The sequence below is a fragment of the Pseudarthrobacter scleromae genome (assembly GCF_014644515.1).
GTDB lineage: Bacteria > Actinomycetota > Actinomycetes > Actinomycetales > Micrococcaceae > Arthrobacter > Arthrobacter scleromae.
On the sequence record NZ_BMKV01000012.1, the window covers coordinates 1 to 15,808 of the forward strand.

The 15,808-nt window shown below is 66.9% G+C and carries 16 protein-coding genes; 6 read left to right on the forward strand and 10 right to left on the reverse strand.

Going from position 1 to position 15,808, the window contains the following annotated elements:
- Nucleotides 1-167 precede the first annotated feature (167 nt).
- Nucleotides 168-2,015 carry a gamma-glutamyltransferase gene (gene ggt, locus IEX33_RS19065; RefSeq protein ID WP_188732449.1) on the reverse strand — a complete coding sequence of 616 codons (1,848 nt, stop codon included), beginning with the start codon at nt 2,013-2,015 and terminating at the stop codon, nt 168-170.
- 166 nt (nt 2,016-2,181) lie between these two features.
- Here ggt and IEX33_RS19070 point away from each other — a divergent pair, with 166 nt between their 5' ends.
- The 3 genes from IEX33_RS19070 (at nt 2,182) to IEX33_RS19080 (ending at nt 5,909) form a co-directional block, all read left to right on the forward strand.
- Nucleotides 2,182-3,129, forward strand: a complete 948-nt coding sequence (locus tag IEX33_RS19070; protein WP_188732450.1) for an L-lactate dehydrogenase — start codon at nt 2,182-2,184, stop codon at nt 3,127-3,129.
- 150 nt (nt 3,130-3,279) lie between these two features.
- Nucleotides 3,280-4,605 carry an ATP-binding protein gene (locus IEX33_RS19075; protein WP_188732451.1) on the forward strand — a complete coding sequence of 442 codons (1,326 nt, stop codon included), beginning with the start codon at nt 3,280-3,282 and terminating at the stop codon, nt 4,603-4,605.
- Nucleotides 4,606-4,649: 44 nt separating this feature from the next.
- Entirely contained in the window at nt 4,650-5,909 is a 1,260-nt protein-coding gene (locus IEX33_RS19080) for a low temperature requirement protein A (protein ID WP_188732452.1), read from the forward strand.
- On the opposite strand, the gene IEX33_RS19085 is transcribed toward IEX33_RS19080, so the two are convergent.
- Together IEX33_RS19085 and gluQRS are read right to left on the reverse strand one after the other, a co-directional pair.
- The gene (locus IEX33_RS19085; protein ID WP_188732453.1) at nt 5,887-6,561 is read right to left on the reverse strand and encodes a phosphohydrolase; all 675 of its coding nucleotides are present in this window, start codon (nt 6,559-6,561) and stop codon (nt 5,887-5,889) included. The genes IEX33_RS19080 and IEX33_RS19085 overlap by 23 nt on opposite strands.
- Nucleotides 6,562-6,570: 9 nt before the next feature.
- A complete protein-coding gene (gluQRS, locus tag IEX33_RS19090) occupies nt 6,571-7,452 on the reverse strand; it encodes a tRNA glutamyl-Q(34) synthetase GluQRS (RefSeq protein ID WP_188732454.1) in 882 nt (293 codons plus the stop codon).
- 340 nt (nt 7,453-7,792) lie between these two features.
- Between gluQRS and IEX33_RS19095 the strand changes: the two genes are divergently transcribed.
- Nucleotides 7,793-8,251: an Lrp/AsnC family transcriptional regulator gene (locus IEX33_RS19095; RefSeq protein ID WP_188732455.1), complete on the forward strand. Its 459-nt coding sequence runs from the start codon at nt 7,793-7,795 to the stop codon at nt 8,249-8,251.
- Nucleotides 8,252-8,302: 51 nt separating this feature from the next.
- On the opposite strand, the gene IEX33_RS19100 is transcribed toward IEX33_RS19095, so the two are convergent.
- On the reverse strand, nt 8,303-8,758 hold the full coding sequence (locus tag IEX33_RS19100; RefSeq protein ID WP_188732456.1) for an Lrp/AsnC family transcriptional regulator: 456 nt from the start codon (nt 8,756-8,758) through the stop codon (nt 8,303-8,305).
- A gap of 105 nt (nt 8,759-8,863) precedes the next feature.
- On the opposite strand from IEX33_RS19100, the gene IEX33_RS19105 reads away from it, so the two are divergent.
- Nucleotides 8,864-9,520 (forward strand): LysE family translocator, encoded by a 657-nt coding sequence (locus tag IEX33_RS19105; protein WP_188732457.1) that lies wholly within the window; start codon nt 8,864-8,866, stop codon nt 9,518-9,520.
- Between the two features lie 6 nt (nt 9,521-9,526).
- On the opposite strand, the gene IEX33_RS19110 is transcribed toward IEX33_RS19105, so the two are convergent.
- The 6 genes from IEX33_RS19110 to IEX33_RS19135 form a co-directional block, all read right to left on the reverse strand.
- The gene (locus tag IEX33_RS19110; protein WP_188732458.1) at nt 9,527-10,504 is read right to left on the reverse strand and encodes a hypothetical protein; all 978 of its coding nucleotides are present in this window, start codon (nt 10,502-10,504) and stop codon (nt 9,527-9,529) included.
- Nucleotides 10,505-10,575: 71 nt separating this feature from the next.
- Nucleotides 10,576-10,950: a nuclear transport factor 2 family protein gene (locus IEX33_RS19115; RefSeq protein ID WP_188732459.1), complete on the reverse strand. Its 375-nt coding sequence runs from the start codon at nt 10,948-10,950 to the stop codon at nt 10,576-10,578.
- Between the two features lie 41 nt (nt 10,951-10,991).
- Complete coding sequence (locus IEX33_RS19120; RefSeq protein WP_188732460.1) at nt 10,992-11,495, reverse strand: DUF456 domain-containing protein; 504 nt, start codon at nt 11,493-11,495, stop codon at nt 10,992-10,994.
- Nucleotides 11,496-11,593: 98 nt separating this feature from the next.
- Nucleotides 11,594-12,793 (reverse strand): NAD(P)-dependent malic enzyme, encoded by a 1,200-nt coding sequence (locus IEX33_RS19125; protein ID WP_188732461.1) that lies wholly within the window; start codon nt 12,791-12,793, stop codon nt 11,594-11,596.
- A 280-nt stretch (nt 12,794-13,073) separates the two neighbouring features.
- Nucleotides 13,074-13,682, reverse strand: a complete 609-nt coding sequence (locus IEX33_RS19130) for a TetR/AcrR family transcriptional regulator (RefSeq protein WP_188732472.1) — start codon at nt 13,680-13,682, stop codon at nt 13,074-13,076.
- Nucleotides 13,683-13,820: 138 nt separating this feature from the next.
- Entirely contained in the window at nt 13,821-15,098 is a 1,278-nt protein-coding gene (locus tag IEX33_RS19135; RefSeq protein ID WP_188732462.1) for an MFS transporter, read from the reverse strand.
- 120 nt (nt 15,099-15,218) lie between these two features.
- Between IEX33_RS19135 and rraA the strand changes: the two genes are divergently transcribed.
- The gene (rraA, locus tag IEX33_RS19140) at nt 15,219-15,719 is read left to right on the forward strand and encodes a ribonuclease E activity regulator RraA (RefSeq protein WP_188732463.1); all 501 of its coding nucleotides are present in this window, start codon (nt 15,219-15,221) and stop codon (nt 15,717-15,719) included.
- Nucleotides 15,720-15,808 lie beyond the last annotated feature (89 nt).

Sequence of the window (15,808 nt, forward strand, 5' to 3'; positions counted from 1 at the left end):
CGCCCAAACCCGCGAAGGCCACACCGGACTCTCCCCCGTCATCGCCAACCCACCAGCAACCACCTTCATGAAATAGCCCCGCTTTAACGTTCGACGGCGGCACCCAGGTTCTGTGGCTGCAGAACCCGGGTGCCGCCGTCGGGGTTTAACGAAAGGTCCCGCGTTGGCTACTTCCGCGAAGGTTTGACCACCATCGCCGATCCACCGCCGCGGCGCGTCGGTTCGGCGACGGCAGTGACCTTCTTCCCGTCCTCGCTGAACTCGATGGCCGTCGCTGCGCCGATCTCCGCTGCAGAGGTGAACGCATCACCGGCCGGCACCAGCTTGTGGCCATACTTCGTCCCCAGCGTCGGGAAGGCGTCGATGAACGCCGGCTCGGCCGTTACGTTCGCGGTGTTCCGCTGGGACGCGCGCGGGGCGGCGACCGCCTCCTCGATGGCCATGCCGAGGTCGATGCGGTTAATCAGCGTCTGCAGCACCGTGGTGATGATGGTGGAGCCGCCCGGAGAGCCAAGGGCCAGGAACGGCTCGTCGTCCTTGAGCACGATGGTGGGTGACATGGAGGACCGCGGCCGCTTGCCGGGCTGGATCCGGTTGGGATCTGTTTCGCTGAACACGGGCGAAAAATCGGTGAGTTCGTTGTTCAGGATGAACCCGCGGTCCGGCACAACGATTCCCGATCCGCCGGTCTGCTCGATGGTCAGGGTGTATTCCACCACGTTGCCCCACTTGTCCGAGACCGTGAGGTTGGTGGTGTTAATGTTCTCGGTGTCCTTCTCATCGGCTAGCGCCGCGGGCTCAATGTCACAGGTGCCGTCGTAGTCCGCTGCGTCACCTGCCGCCACAGGCTTCGTTGCTGCCTGGAGCGGGTCGATTTCACAGGCCCTCTCCTTGCCGAAGACCGGATCCAGGAGTTTTTTGGTGGGAACCTTGACGAAGGCAGGGTCCCCCACGTACTTGGCGCGGTCCGCGAACGCCAGCGCAGTCGCCTCGAGATAGTGGTGCAGGGCGGCAGGCTGGTCCTTCTTCAGGCCGGGAAGGTCGAAGACCTCCAGGATGTTCAGTGCCTCTCCCACGGTGGTGCCGCCGCTGCTGGAGGGCGCCATGCCGTAGACGTCGTAGCCCCGGTAGTTCACATGGGTGGGGTCCTGGTCGAGTGCCTCGTAGTCGTCCAGGTCCTCGGTTGTCATCACGCCTGCGGGGCCGGGCAAAGCATCCGTTCCGGGCGATGAGGGGGCGTTCCGCACTGTCCGCACAATGTCCTCGGCCAGTTTGCCCTCATAGAAGGCGTCCATGCCCTTGCGGGAAAGAAGCTTGTACGTTTCGGCCAGGTCCGGGTTCTTGAAGACAGTTCCGACGGCCGGAGGGGCGCCACCGGGCAGGAACAGCTCCCTTGTTGCCTCGAACGGAGCAAAGCGGTCCTGGTTGTCCGCCGTTTGCTGGCGGAAGGTCTCGTCCACCAGGAACCCGTCCGTGGCCACGTCTATGGCGGGTTCCAGGACGTCGTCGAGGCTGAACCGTCCCCAGCGCTCCAGAGCCCGCTCCCACGTGGCCGGCGTTCCCGGGACACCCACGGAAATTCCGCTCGTGGCCTGCTTCTTGAACGCATACGGCTTGCCGTCGGCCGGATTGATGAACGCGTCTGTTGGCATCGCCGCCGGGGCAGTCTCCCGGCCGTCGATGGTACTGACTTTTTCCTTCTTGGCGTCGTAGTACACAAAGTAGCCGCCGCCCCCGATCCCGGCGCTGTACGGCTCGGTGACGCCCAGGGTTGCGGCCGCGGCGACTGCTGCGTCCACGGCGTTGCCTCCCTTGCGGAGGATCTTGATGGCGGCCGCGGATGCGTCCAGGTCGACGGTACTGACGGCACCGCCGTAACCGGTCGCGACCGGGGTCTTTTTCATGTCGTCGCCCTGCCCGGTACCGGCAGATGCCGGGCTGGTCAATGCACCGGTGGTCACGCTCATCGCCAGCGCTGCAGTGACCGCAGCGAACCGGCGTCCCAGATATGGCATGGTTGCTCCTGAAAAGGGTGCGAGTGAGGTGGATCACACGCTACTCCCCCCGTATTGGACACTCAACGCTCCCGCCTACCCTTGCTGCCTCGGTAGCATGAAAGCCACTGCCGGCAGTTGCACCACCTATACGGGCCCCGTCCGGGCCGGGGAAACGAGGTACCTCATGTCAGGATCCAAACTCGCCGTTGTGGGAGCCGGGAGTGTGGGAACCTCCCTTGCGTACGCCGCCCTGATCCGTGGTTCGGCCAGCAACATCGCCCTGTTCGACGTCAATGCCGCCAAGGCTGACGCCGAAGTGCTGGACCTCGCCCACGGCACCCAGTTCGCTGCCGCCGCTGCGTCCATGACCGGCGGCGGCGACATCGCCGTGACGGAGGGCGCCGACGTCGTGGTCATCACGGCCGGAGCCAAGCAGGCGCCCGGCCAGACCCGGCTGGACCTTGCCGGAACCAACGTGCGGATCCTGGAAGAGCTCATGCCCCAGCTCCTCAAGCACTCCCCCGATGCTGTCTACGTCCTGGTCACCAACCCCTGCGACGTACTCACCGTGGCAGCGCAGAAGATCTCCGGGCTCCCGGCGGGGCGCATCTTTTCCTCCGGCACTGTCCTGGACACCTCCCGGCTGCGCTGGCTGCTGGCCCGCCGGGCGGGAGTGGCCGTGCCCAGCGTCCACGCCAGCATCGTGGGCGAGCACGGGGACACCGAGTTCCCCGTGTGGTCCACGGCAACCATCGGCCCCATCCCGGTCCGCGACTGGACGGTGGAGGGGGAGCGCGTCTTCACCCCCGAATACCTGGCCGAGACGGCACGCGAAGTGACGCAGGCGGCATACAAGGTCATCGCCGGCAAGGGCGCAACCAACTACGCGATCGGCCTCTCCGGCGCACGCATCGTGGAAGCCCTGCTCCGCGATGACAAGGCGGTGTTGCCGGTGTCCACGGTGCTGGACGGACAGCATGGGATCTCCGGGGTTGCCCTTTCCCTGCCGAGCGTCGTGGGGCGGGGCGGTGTCCACACCGTGCTGGAAATGCCCATGGACGACGGCGAGCTGGCAGCCCTGCAGCATTCCGCAGACACCCTGCGGCACACGCTGGGTACCCTGGGCATCTGAGCGCCTCCGCCGGCACCCGGCCGGCCGTCATGCAACGCCCCCGCAACTCTTCTGCCCCGGCTGATCGCCTATGCTCAGCAGAGCGCTGTACTTCGGTGCTCTGCAGAGTACAGCGACGCAGTTCAATGACGAACGACTTGGGAGACACGCATGACCAACTGGCGCATCAGGGATTTCCATTCGGCGGACCTGGACGGGATCCTGCACCTGTGGGAAAGCCTCAAGGCAAGCAATGTGGAACCCGTCTACGCCCTCTCCGAGGTACTGGCCTCCTGCGAGAAGGACCATGCCGTGGTGGCGGTGCAGGGCGAGCAGGTGGTGGGGGCCGCCGTCGGACGCGCCGCCCACGACCAGGGCTGGATCGTCTTCCTGGCCACGCTGCCCGAATACCGCGGCCGCGGGATCGGCACCTCGCTGCTCGCCGCCGTCGAGAACCGCATGGCACCCCACGGCCTCAACAAGCTCTCAGCCCTCATGCCGGAGTCCGAAACCCGGGTGGAAGCGTTCCTCAGCCGGGGTTTCGCCCTGAAGAAGAACCTGCGCTACTTCGAACGCACCATCCCCGTCCAGCGGCAGGAACTCGGTGCGCTGGGCCAGCTCGGTGGACGCGTCCTGGCCCGGGATCTCTGGGAAAACGTGGCCGGTATGCGCAAGGAAAAGGAACTCCTGGAACGCCGCCTGGTCCTTCCGCTCGCCGAAGCGGACCTCGCCGACGAGTTCGGCGTGGTCCCGCCGCGCGCCGTCGTCCTTTTCGGCCCGCCCGGCACCGGCAAGACCACCTTCGCCAAAGCCATCGCCTCCCGCCTGGAATGGCCGTTCGTCGAGGTGTTCCCGTCCCGGCTCGCGGCCGACCCGCAGGGCCTGGCCGGGGCCCTGCGCGAGACGTTCCTGGAGATTGCCGAACTTGAGCACGCCGTGGTGTTCATCGACGAGGTGGAGGAGATCGCGTCCCAGCGCTCCGGTGAGCCGCCGTCCCCGCTGCAGGGCGTTACCAACGAGCTGCTCAAGATCATCCCGGCCTTCCGCGAACAGCCCGGCCGCCTGCTGGTCTGCGCCACCAACTTCATCCGCGCCCTGGACTCCGCTTTCCTGCGCCATGGCCGGTTCGACTACGTCATTCCAATCGGCCTTCCGGACAGGCAGGCCCGCGAAGCCATGTGGCAGCGCTTCATCCCCGCGCCCGTGGTAGACACCGTGGACGTGGAACTGCTCGTGGAGCGGACCGAGGGCTTTTCCCCAGCGGACATTGAGTACGCCGCGCGCAGTGCGTCGCAGCGGGCGTTGGAGAACGTGGTCTACGGCAAGGACGACGACGGCGGGCTGGGCTCCGGAGGCCCGCTTTCCGTCCGCGGGGCGGTGCGGAAGGGCCCGTCCACCGAAGACTACCTGGACGCCATCGCTGACACCCGGACCACCGTCAGCGCCGAAGTGCACCAGGAGTTCCTGGAGGACATCGACGCCCTGGGCCGCGTCTAGGACATAACTTTCGGGCGGGAACGGCGGGGCGTAATCTTTGACCCATGTCCTCCAATCCCCTCCGTCATGCCATGGCGCGCATGGGCGGCCGAGACCCGCACGAGGCACACCGTGCCGCCACTCCGCTTGAACTCTTCTTCGACCTGACCTTCGTCATCGCCTTTGGGGTTGCAGGCAGCCAGTTCGCCCACGAGATCGCGGAAGCCCACGTCCTGGCCGGGCTGCTGGGCTTCTCCTTCGCGATGTTCGCCGTGATCTGGGCATGGATCAACTTCACCTGGTTCGCCAGCGCCTATGACACGGACGACTGGATCTTCCGCGTGGTCACCATGATCCAGATCGTGGGGGTCCTGGTCCTGGCGATGGGGATTGAGCCCATGTTCCACTCGCTGGTGGAGGGCGACCATGTGGACAACGCGGTGATGGTGGGCGGCTACGTGGTGATGCGGCTCGCCCTGGTATCCCAGTGGCTCAGGGCAGCCCGGCAGGACCCGGCCCGCCGTGAAACGTGCCTCCGCTACGCGCGGTATCTCGCGCTGGTGCAGCTGGGGTGGATCGCGGTGGCCGTGATCGAGGCTGACGTGCCCACCACGCTCATCATGATTGCGCCGCTGATCGTCCTCGAAATGATCACCCCCTTCGCCGCCGAACGGAAAACCAGGACACCCTGGCATGCACACCACATCGCCGAACGGTACGGCCTGCTGGCCATCATTGCCCTCGGGGAATGCCTGATCGGCGCCATCGAGACGCTCCGGGCCATCGTGGCCAACCACGGCTGGAGCGTCGACGCGGCGCTGGTGGGTTTCGGCGGGACGGCTCTGGCATTTGCCATGTGGTGGATCTACTTCATGCTGCCGGCCGGACGGGCCCTGCATCTGCGCCGGCACCGGTCCTTCCTCTTCGGCTACGGCCACATCCCCATCTTCGCCGCCATTGCGGCCACCGGCGCGGGCCTGCACGTCGCCGCGTACTACATTGACCACGAAACCCACATCAGCGCAGCCGCCGCGGTGGCCAGCATCGCCATCCCGGTGGCACTGTTCAAGGGCTCCGTGACGTGGCAGTACAGCATCATGGTGGGCCCGGACCGCACGGTGATCACGGTTGCCGGCGGCGTGCTGGCCGCCATGGCCGCTTCAGTCGGACTGGCTGCGGCGGGCACATCGGTCCCCGTCTGCCTGCTGGTCATTGTGCTGGCGCTCGGCGCCTCCATCGTGATCGATGAACGCCGCGGGTCCGGCCGGCTGCATCTTGCCCTGCAGAAGCTGGAAGCAGCAGCTACCGCTCCCCGGGGGATGTAGCGCCGGGAGCCTCACTGCCGGCAGCATCCCGCTCCGGCGCAGCAGGGCCGCCGTCGTCGTAGGACAGGTTCTCGTAGTCCGTGGTGTCCTCCTCGTCCAACCGGTCATCCAGTTCCTCCAGCAGCCACGGATTCACGCGGGCCAGGATCTTCCGGATCTCCTCAACCTCGACGGCGGCGTACAGCACCGGGCGGGCGTCCCGGTACTTGGTGACAGGCGGCCTGTCCGGCCATTTGTCCGCCAGCGCCTGGACGCGCTCAGGCAGCGAGTTGTGCGCGTTGTCCGCGATCTTGACCAGGGCGGCATCGTGGTCTTCGGCGATCTCGTGGATCCCTGTCTGGTAGTCGTCCGGGTTGCTGTGCAGCCGGTTGGTGACCCGTTCAATGATTTCAACGGCCCGCTCGGATACCCCCATGTCCAGCAGGGCCTGCCGGGTCATGGGGGTGTCCTCGGCGATGTCGTGCAGGTAGCCGGCGATCCGGATGTCGTCGTCGAAGTCAGCCAGCGCGTCCCCCACGGCGAGGACATGGTCCTTGTAGGGCCTTTTCAGCTTGTCCTTCTGGCGGTTGTGTGCCACCTCGGCCAGGACCTTCGCGGTCTCTACAGTGAATGAGGGCGCCGGGGTCTGCTCCGCAGCATGCTGGTCTGACATGCCCTAAGCCTACGGGCCGCTCCACACCCAAGGCTCCCTCGGCAGGGCATCCGGGTCGAACGCAGCCAGCGCGTTCCCGAGCGGCCCTGCCGGGAGCCCCAGCGATTCCAGCAGCCGGTCCCGCACGGCAGCGGGGGGACTCCCCGCAGCCGCAAGGTCCTGCAGCGTCACGGCCCCGTCGCGCTTTGCCAGCCGGGCGCCGTCGTTGTTCACCACCAAGGGAACATGCGCATATTCCGGAGAGAGAATATTTAGCAGGGACGCCAGGTAGGCCTGCCGGGGGGTGGAGGGAAGAAGGTCGTCGCCGCGTACCACCTGGTCGATGCCCTGCTCGGCATCGTCAACGACCACTGCGAGGTTGTAGGCGGTCACGCCGTCATTGCGGCGCAGCACGAAGTCGTCCACCACTCCAGTGAACTCCCCGTGCAGGAGGTCCCGCACCGTGTACTCAGCCGCGTCAGCGCGGAGCCGGATTGCGGCCGGCCTGGTGGAGCGCTTGAACTCCAGTTCAGCAGGATCGAGGTTCCGGCACGTTCCGGGGTAGGCCCCCTGGGGCGCGTGCGGAGCGGACGGCGCCTCCTGGATTTCGCGACGGGTACAGAAGCACTCATAGGTGAGTCCTGCCGCCTCCAGCCGTGAGATCGCCCCGGCGTACAGCGGGCCGCGGGCGGTCTGGCGCACCACGCCGCCGTCCCAGGTGACCCCTATCGCCTGCAGGTCCCGAAGCTGCCCGGCCTCTGCGCCGGACCGGGCACGGTCAAGGTCCTCCACGCGGAGAAGGAACGTCCGGCCGGTGGAGCGGGCAAACAGCCAGGCGAGGATTGCCGTGCGCAGGTTTCCTACGTGGAGCTCCCCGGAAGGACTCGGTGCGAAGCGGCCGGCGGAATTCATGGTTCAACACTATGCGCGGGACGCGGTCCCCGGGGACAACACAAGGGCCCCTCAGCTACCGATGACTTCGGACATCCGACGCCGGTAGTTCAGGGGCCCTTGCCGTGTTTACAGAAAGACCATGGTGTGAACAAGAGTCAATCAGGGCAGCCTCCTTGCGGGAAGCGGTGTCCAGTGTCCGGGTGGTGTGCCGGTAGCCTGTAAGCCTGCGGGGATCAGCGGTAGCTTTGCCCTCATTGCCAACATTTCACCAGCATCCGTACAGTTGGTGCAACAGGCGCAGTCGCCGTTGATCAGTCTGACTACTCTCAGCGGCGCAGAACGGCAGGAAGTGATCAGATTGCAGGAACTGGACCCCACCGACAAGCGGATCCTCGGGGCGCTGGACGAGGATCCACGGGTTCCCATCATGGTGCTGGCCCAGCGGCTGGGCCTGGCCCGCGGCACCGTCCAGTCCCGGCTGGAACGCATGGCGGCCTCGGGCGCCCTTCGCCCCAACAGCAGCAGGGTGCTGCCTGCCGCGCTCGGACGCGGGGTAGCCGCTTCGGTCAGCGCCGAACTGGACCAGAGCCACCTCAACGAGGCCATTGCCGCCCTCCGGGAGATCCCGGAGGTCCTGGAATGCCACGCCCCCGCCGGCGACACGGACCTGCTGATCCGCGTGGTGGCCACCAGCCCTGACGACCTCTACCGGGTGTCAGAGGAGATCAGGCTCTGCCCGGGCATTGTGCGCACCTCCACCAGCATGTTCCTGCGCGAGGTCATTCCGTACCGCACCACGGGGCTGCTCAAAGATTAGGGTGCGGGAGCGGTTGCAACATCTTGTCCCCGGCAGCATCCCAGCCCAGGCCTAGACGGGAGGGCCCGCGTTGGACTTCAGGTTCTTCATCACCAGCGTGGACGTCAACCGCTCGACGCCGGGCAGGGACGTAAGTTCGGCGTCGTAGAAGCGCTGGTAGGCGGGCAGGTCCTCGGCGATGACCTTCAGCAGGTAGTCGGGGGAACCGAAAAGCCGCTGGGCCTCCACAATGTTGGGATTGTCCGCCACGCGGCTTTCGAAGATCTCCATGGTTGCCTGGTCCACCTGGCGGAGCGTGACAAAAACGATCGCCTCGAACCCCAGGCCCACGGCAGCGGGGTCGATGTCCGCTTTGTAGCCCCGGATGACGCCTGCCCGTTCCAGGTCGCGCAGCCGCCGGTGGCAGGGAGCCACCGTCAGGCCCACTTTCCCGGCGAGCGCCGTGGCGGTCATGCGGCCGTCCTCTTTGAGGTACCGCAAAATGTTCCTGTCAATATGGTCAATCACGCAAGAATCTTACCGTTTCGGGCATACGGCCAGCGAAAAAGGACAGCACTTCCGCAGCCAAAGTATCTAGTGTTTCCCCTGTTGGATCGCGCAGCAGGAGAAACCATGAACCCCGAGCTCTTTTTGGCCTTTGTACTGGTGGCCGCCGCCCTTGCCTGCACCCCCGGCGTGGACTGGGCCTACTCCATCGCTGCCGGCCTCAGGCAGCGCAGCTTTGTGCCGGCGGTGGCGGGGCTCTGCGGCGGATACGTCCTGCACACGGTCCTGCTGGTGGCGGGACTGGCTGCGGTCCTCACGGGCGCGCCGGGGGTTCTCGGCTGGATCACCCTGGCCGGCGCCGGGTACCTGATGTGGCTCGGTGTCAGCACCCTCCGCTCCTGGCGGGCGGCGAGCTTCACGGCCGGGGACGGCAGCGGGGGCAGCACGGGGCTCCGCACCTTCCTTCAGGGGATGGGCACCAGCGGCATCAATCCCAAGGGGCTGCTGTTCTACGTGGCGCTCGTTCCCCAGTTCGTCAGCGCGGATGCCTCCCTGCCGGTCCCGGTGCAGTCGGGCCTGCTGGGCATGACGTTCGTGCTGCTCGCGGGACTCGTGTACACCGCCGTCGCCCTGCTGTCCCGCACCCTGCTGCAGACCCGCCCCGGCGCCGCCCGGACGGTGACCCTGGCCAGCGGCATCATCATGGTGGTCCTGGCGCTGGCGCTGCTTGCCGAGCAGCTGCTGCCGGTCCTCACGGCCAGCAACTTCGCTGCAGCCGGGTAGGCCGCCCTAGTCGTCGCTGAGCTTCTTCCAGTCCTGTTCCCAGATCCGGCGCATCTCCTCGTCCTTGCGGATGGGCACCGGCGCGGCGATCTCCCTCTGCGGCACCGGGTCCTCGTGCCGCCGTCCCCAGTCCCGTGGGTTAAGCGACCTCCGGCTGGATTCAAGGAGCAGCAGCGCCCTGTCCGTGAGGGCGTCGTTACGCAGCGTCAGGTGCGTCTTTCGCCGGCGCAGGACCTCGGCGAGGGTCTGGTTCGCAGCCTCCAGGCGCCCTTCCCGCCGCAGTGCCCGGGCCCGGACCAGGAGCAGCGCGGCGGAGAGATCATCCGCGTTGAGCAGCCCGTCGGTCCAGTCGATGACTGTCCGGCTCCTGCCCAAGGTCAGCGCCAGCGAACAGCGCGCCAGGGCCATGGGAAGCGACGGCGGCAGTCCCGAGAGGGCGTCCAGAGCAGCTTCCGTGCGCCCCGTCTCCCGCAGCGAGTGCGCCAGTGCCAGAAAGACCGACTCCTCGCTGAACAGGACCGGGATTTCCACACGCTCGACCAGCTCGATCCGCGTAACGATCCTGGTGAGGTAGGTGGACGAGTAGCGGTTGGCTTCGTCCTCGTTCCTGGTGGTGAGGCCGCGCTGGAGAAGCTCCGATGCGCGCAGGTAGCCGCCCTGCTTGTAGACCAGCAGTCCGGACATGAGGTAGCAGAGCCCGGCCCACCCCGGGTAGGCCCGGGCGAGCGTGATCAGCTGCTCAGGCTGCCGGCTGGTGAACACGGCGTCGTGCACAGCCCTGGCCGGCTTGGGCATCATGCGCTTCAGGCGGGGGATCTCGCCGTCCACGGAGAGCAGCGACGGGTGGCGTCCGCCAAGCACGCCGGTGAGCAGTTCGCCCACTCCCCCGGCGAGGTCATGGACGGGCGTACGCAGCTGTGGCTGGCCGAAGGGTGTGAGGTCGCGGCTGTCCCAATAGATCGGTGCAGTGTCCCCGGCGGTCATCTTTCCATGCTAGCCGTGCACCGCCGGCCACGCCGAGGCCCGGCTGCCGGACGGACGGTGCAGAGGCAGGCCTAGGCCCGCTCCATGAACCATTCAGTGAAGGCGGCGGCACGGCCTTCCCCGTCGAACCGGATGACCCACAGGTTGTCGTAGGAGGGCCTTCCGGCTGAGTAGGTGGTCACCCCCTGGACGAAGGCGGTGTCCGCGTCCGCTCCGAGGAGCTTCCACGTGAAGGTCCAGTCTGCCGGTTCGTCCCGGGCCGCGAGCCAGCCGTCCACGATGCCGACCCGGCCCAGCCACGGCTCCGGATCGCCCGGCCGCCTCTCGTACCGCGCGTCCTCCGTGAAGAGGTCCCGGATGTCCCCGGGCTGGTTGCTGGCCCAGGCGGCCTGGTATTTTTCCATCCAGGCGTGCACGTGGTCCCGGGCTGAAGGTTGGTCCGTCATGGTGCCGTTGTACGCCCTGCGCCGTGCAGGCGCAAGCACTTTCAGCCGTTGGCGGCGGCCACCCAGACGCCGATCACCCAGGTGCTGGCGGCGAGGCAGGCCAGGCCGAACTCTGCAAGCATGCCCAGCCCGGTGGCTTTGAGGGCGGCCCAGCTGGAGGTTGTTGCGGAGCCGATGTTCCGGGTGCGCAGGAATTCACTCAGCAGCAGTCCTGCGGCAAAACCCACAAAGAGACCCACCACGGGAATGATGAACATGCCCACCACACCCGCAACCAGGGCAACGGCGATGCTTCGGCTCGGAATGGCGTGCTCCTTGAGCTTCCTGCCGGTGAGGACTGCGCTGGCGGCCATGCCTGCCACCACGAACACCATGGCAACAGCGAATACCACCCAGCCCGCCGTCCCGGCCCCGCCCCAGATGGCCCAGGCGAGCAGGCCCGCGCCGATGAGCATGCTTCCCGGGAGGACCGGAATCACCGTTCCCGCCACGCCCACAAGGATTGCCAGGCCGCACAGGATGGTCACCACGGTTTCCGAGTTCATGGGTCCCAGTCTATGGTTGGCGCCCGCTTAACCCCCGACGGCGGCGCTTCCCGCGCAGGGGAGGCACCGCCGTCGTACGTTCGTGGAGGGAAGGGGCGCTACTCGGCTACCACCGCGGCGGCCACTGCCGCCGTCACGGCGGGGGCAACCCGCGGATCCAGGGGGCTGGGGACGATGTAGTGCGCCGACAGGTCCTCCGCCGCAAGGTCGGCGATGGCATAGGCTGCGGCGAGCTTCATGGCCGGGGTGATGCGGCGGGCTCCGGCGTCCAGGGCGCCGCGGAAGATTCCCGGGAAGGCCAGGACGTTGTTGATCTGGTTGGGGAAGTCGCTGCGGCCGGTGGCCACCACGGCGGCGTACTTCACGGCGACCTCGGGCAGCACCTCCGGGTCCGGGTTGGAGAGTGCGAACACAATGGCGTCCTGGTTCATGAGCTTAAGGTGCTCCTCGTCCAGCTTGGAGGAGGAGACGCCGATGAAGACGTCGGCGCCGTCGAGGGCTTCGGCCGGACCGCCTTCCACGCCGCGGGGGTTGCTGCGTCCGGCAATGTCCGCCTTCTTGCTGCCGGTGTCCGCGGCAAGATCCCCGCGTGCACTGTTGATGACGCCCCGGGAATCCAGCAGGACGACGTCGGTGATGCCGGCCGCGAGCAGGATCTCGGCAACGGCGATGCCCGCGGCGCCCGCGCCGGAAACCACCACGCGCAGGCTCTCCAGGCCGCGGCCGGTCACCTTGGCGGCGTTGGTCAGGGCGGCGAGGGCAACGACGGCGGTGCCGTGCTGGTCATCGTGCATGACGGGGCAGTCCAGCGCCTCGATCAGCTTATCCTCCAGCTCGAAGCAGCGGGGCGCGGAAATGTCCTCAAGGTTGACGGCGCCGAAGCTGGGGCGCAGGCGGACCAGGGTCTCCACGATTTCATCCACGTCGGTGGTGTTGAGGACCAGGGGGATCGAGTCGAGGTCGCCGAAGGTCTTGAACAGGGCGGACTTGCCCTCCATGACGGGGAGCGAGGCGCTGGCTCCGATGTTGCCCAGGCCCAGGACAGCTGTCCCGTCACTGACCACGACGACGAGCCTCTCGGCCCAGGTGAGCTTACGGGCAAGCTCGGGCTTGGCGTGGATGGCCCGGCTGACCTCTGCTACGCCCGGCGTGTAGGCGATGGACAGGTCCCGCTTGTTGGAGAGCGGGACGGTGCTGGCGATGGAGAGTTTGCCGCCCTGGTGGGCGTCAAAGATCTCGGCTTCGGTCAGGGCGGTGGCTGCGGAATTGTCAGTTGCTGCAAGTGCGTCAATGGACACGTCGTTGTCTCCTGGTGCTGGCCGTGGGCACACGGCTCGTGGGGCATGAGCCAATGGCTCGGGCGGTGGCTGGGGTGCGGCCGGATACCCAGGGGTGGCGGGCCCGTGGGAGCTTGGGGGATTGGTCCCCACTGCTCCGTTTGGACAATCGTAGGGCCCGCCACACGGGGCATCCTCCGGTTTGACACAGGCCAGCAGCTGCCTAAGCGTTTTACCGCGTGGAGATGTGGTCCACGTCACGGCATTATGGCTGATTTAAGGCCTGATTGGTCTAGACCTGTTACGCGCTGTGGTGGAGTGTGTAGCCGGGTTCACTGGCCGGCGAGAGGCGTGCGCACGCCTTTTTGAGGTCCTCCTCCGCCTCGAAGAGGGACAACCGGCGGTTCCGGACGGACTGGACCAGACCAGTGATCGCCAGCAGCAGCACACGGGCGGCAGTGGCGTCACCGGAGGCTGAAGCAACCGCTCTTTCACTCAGCGCGTCGATTTCACGCAGGAGTCCGGTGGTGTCCCGGTCCGGGAGGTAGACACCGCGGCTGAGGCACTGTTCCACGGCAGGCTGCATCACGCGCATGTGGAACATTTCCATCACCAGGTTTCCGAGGGCCCTGCCGCGGAAGCGGGCCGCCGTGGTCCGTCCGGTTCCCTGGAGTTCCTCCAGCTGGTGGCGGTAGAGCGCGAGCATCAGGTGCACCGGGGAAGGAAAGTACCGGTAGAGCGTCCCCAGTGGCACGTCCGCCCTCGCCGCCACTTCCGCCATGTCCACGGACTCCAGTCCCTTGCGCGCAAACCCTCCTGCAGCCTCCAGGATCTTGGTATACCTGTGCCTCTGGCGCGGCGCGGAGGGCCTCGGGGCCATGGGCGGATGGTCTGGAATGGTGTCGGGCATCAGCGTTCCGGGGTTGTGTTCCAATGGTGCAGCAGCCACGATCGTCCCCTGCCGGACCGCCGCCAAATCCGGATCAACTATACGGCACGGCTGTGTGGCGAAATTAGTCAGCGGCCTTAGTTTCGGGCGCCCGGCAGGTCAGCGGACGCTCTTGATCTTCACCACAAAGACGGCACCCAGCAGGCCAATGACGGCCGCCGTGGTGAAGAGCGTGCCGTACCCGCCGAATTGCGTCACCGCGAGGAAAGCGAGGCCCGTCGCGAACACTTGCGGCAGCGAGGCGGCCACGTTAATGACCCCCATATCCTTGCCACGGTCCGCGGCCTGCGGGAGCACCTGCGTCAGCAGGGCGAAGTCAACGGCCTGGTAGGCACCGTAACCGATGCCCAGGATGCCGGCCCCAACCAGGGCGCCGGTCCACACGGGGAAGAACGCCATGGTGAGGCCTGCCATGGCGATCATGACCGAGGAGGCGATCACGAATGGCTTGCGCTTGCCCACCCGGTCGCTCCATGGCCCCGCGATCACCGCAGTAATCATCACCAACACCGCATAAATGCCGGTAAGGGTCAGAACCCCCAGCGCCGGGTTCTCATGCTTGATGACGTCTGCGAGGAAAAAGATCAGGTACACAATGGTCAGCTGGTTGCAGACGTTGACCAGGAAGCGGGTAAGCCAGGCCCACGCGAAGTCCGGGTGGCGGGCCGGGCTGATCCAGAAGCCGCGAAGGAAATTGCCCCACGAGAACAGCGGGCGCAGCTCCCTGGGCAGCGTCGGGTCATTCCGGTGGAACAGGTAGGGCAGCACGGAGAGCAGCAGGGCGGCCGCGCACAGCCAGTAACCCACCATGAAGTTGCCGGAAACCACCGCCCCGAAGACCGCGCCGAGGAGGATCCCCACCGTCTGGCCCAGGGCCGCCAGTCCCCCCACGCCACCGCGCTGCAGCACCGGCACGCGGTCCGGAATGGCGGCGGTGATGGCCGCATAGGCCGCGTTGGCGCCCAGCTGCACCAGGCACCAGAACAGGACCATCAGGGCAACAGCCGTGGCCCCGGACATTGCCAGCAACGCTGCCGTGGCCAGAATGGCACCCGCCAGGACCCAGGGGGAACGCCGGCCGAAACCCGAGACCGTCCGGTCGGACAGCGCACCGAAGAGCGGATTGGCAACCAAGGATACGGCGGCCCCGCACCCAAGTACGAGGGAGGCGATGGCTTCTTTGTTGGCTTCGTCGATGCCAATGGCCTGCTGGGCGATAAAGATATTGATGGGTCCGAAGAACGCGGCGTTGATGCCCACGTTGACCAGCACCAGGCCGGTGACCCACCGCGGGCTGACCCGCTGCGTGGGTTCGGCGAGCGCCGCCGTCGTGGTCCGCGGAAGGTCCGGCGGGACCGGCGTGTTGGACTGGCTCATGGCTGGTTTCCCCCGGCTGCGGCTAAATGGCGACGGAGTCAGACTATCGTGGGCGATACCGGGCCGCCTTGTAAGACGGCCGCAGTCACCAGGATGGCCACGAGCACCGAGGAGAACACCATGAGCGCAGCGCCAACGCCGGCGGAGGGCACCGCCGCCGTCAACACCGCGGACCTGTACGACGAACGCGGAGACGAGCTGGCGTCCGTGTCGCTGCAGTTCCAGAACCTGGGCGGCCGCTCCCACTTCAGCGGACAGGTGCGGACCATCCGTTGCTTCCAGGACAACGCCCTGGTGAAGTCCACGCTGGCCACGCCCGGCAACGGCAACGTGCTGGTGGTGGACGGCGCAGGCTCGCTGGGCACCGCCCTGATGGGGGACATGATCGCCGAAAGCGCCGTGGCCAACGGCTGGGCCGGCGTCGTCATCAACGGCGCAATCCGCGACCGTCAGGCAATCGCCGCACTGGACCTTGGCGTGAAGGCCCTGGGCAGCAACCCCCGCAAGAGCGCCAAGGCCGGCGCCGGCGAGGTGGATGTTGACGTGGAGATCGACGGCGTGACCATCCGCCCCGGGTCCCTGATCTGGTGCGACCCGGACGGGATCCTCGTGGAGCGGTAAGTCCGGCCCGGAAGAATTCTCCGTAGGGAGGAATAGGACTGCACCTAGGATAGTTACTGAAAGCAACTATCAACGCGTGATCCCTTTCC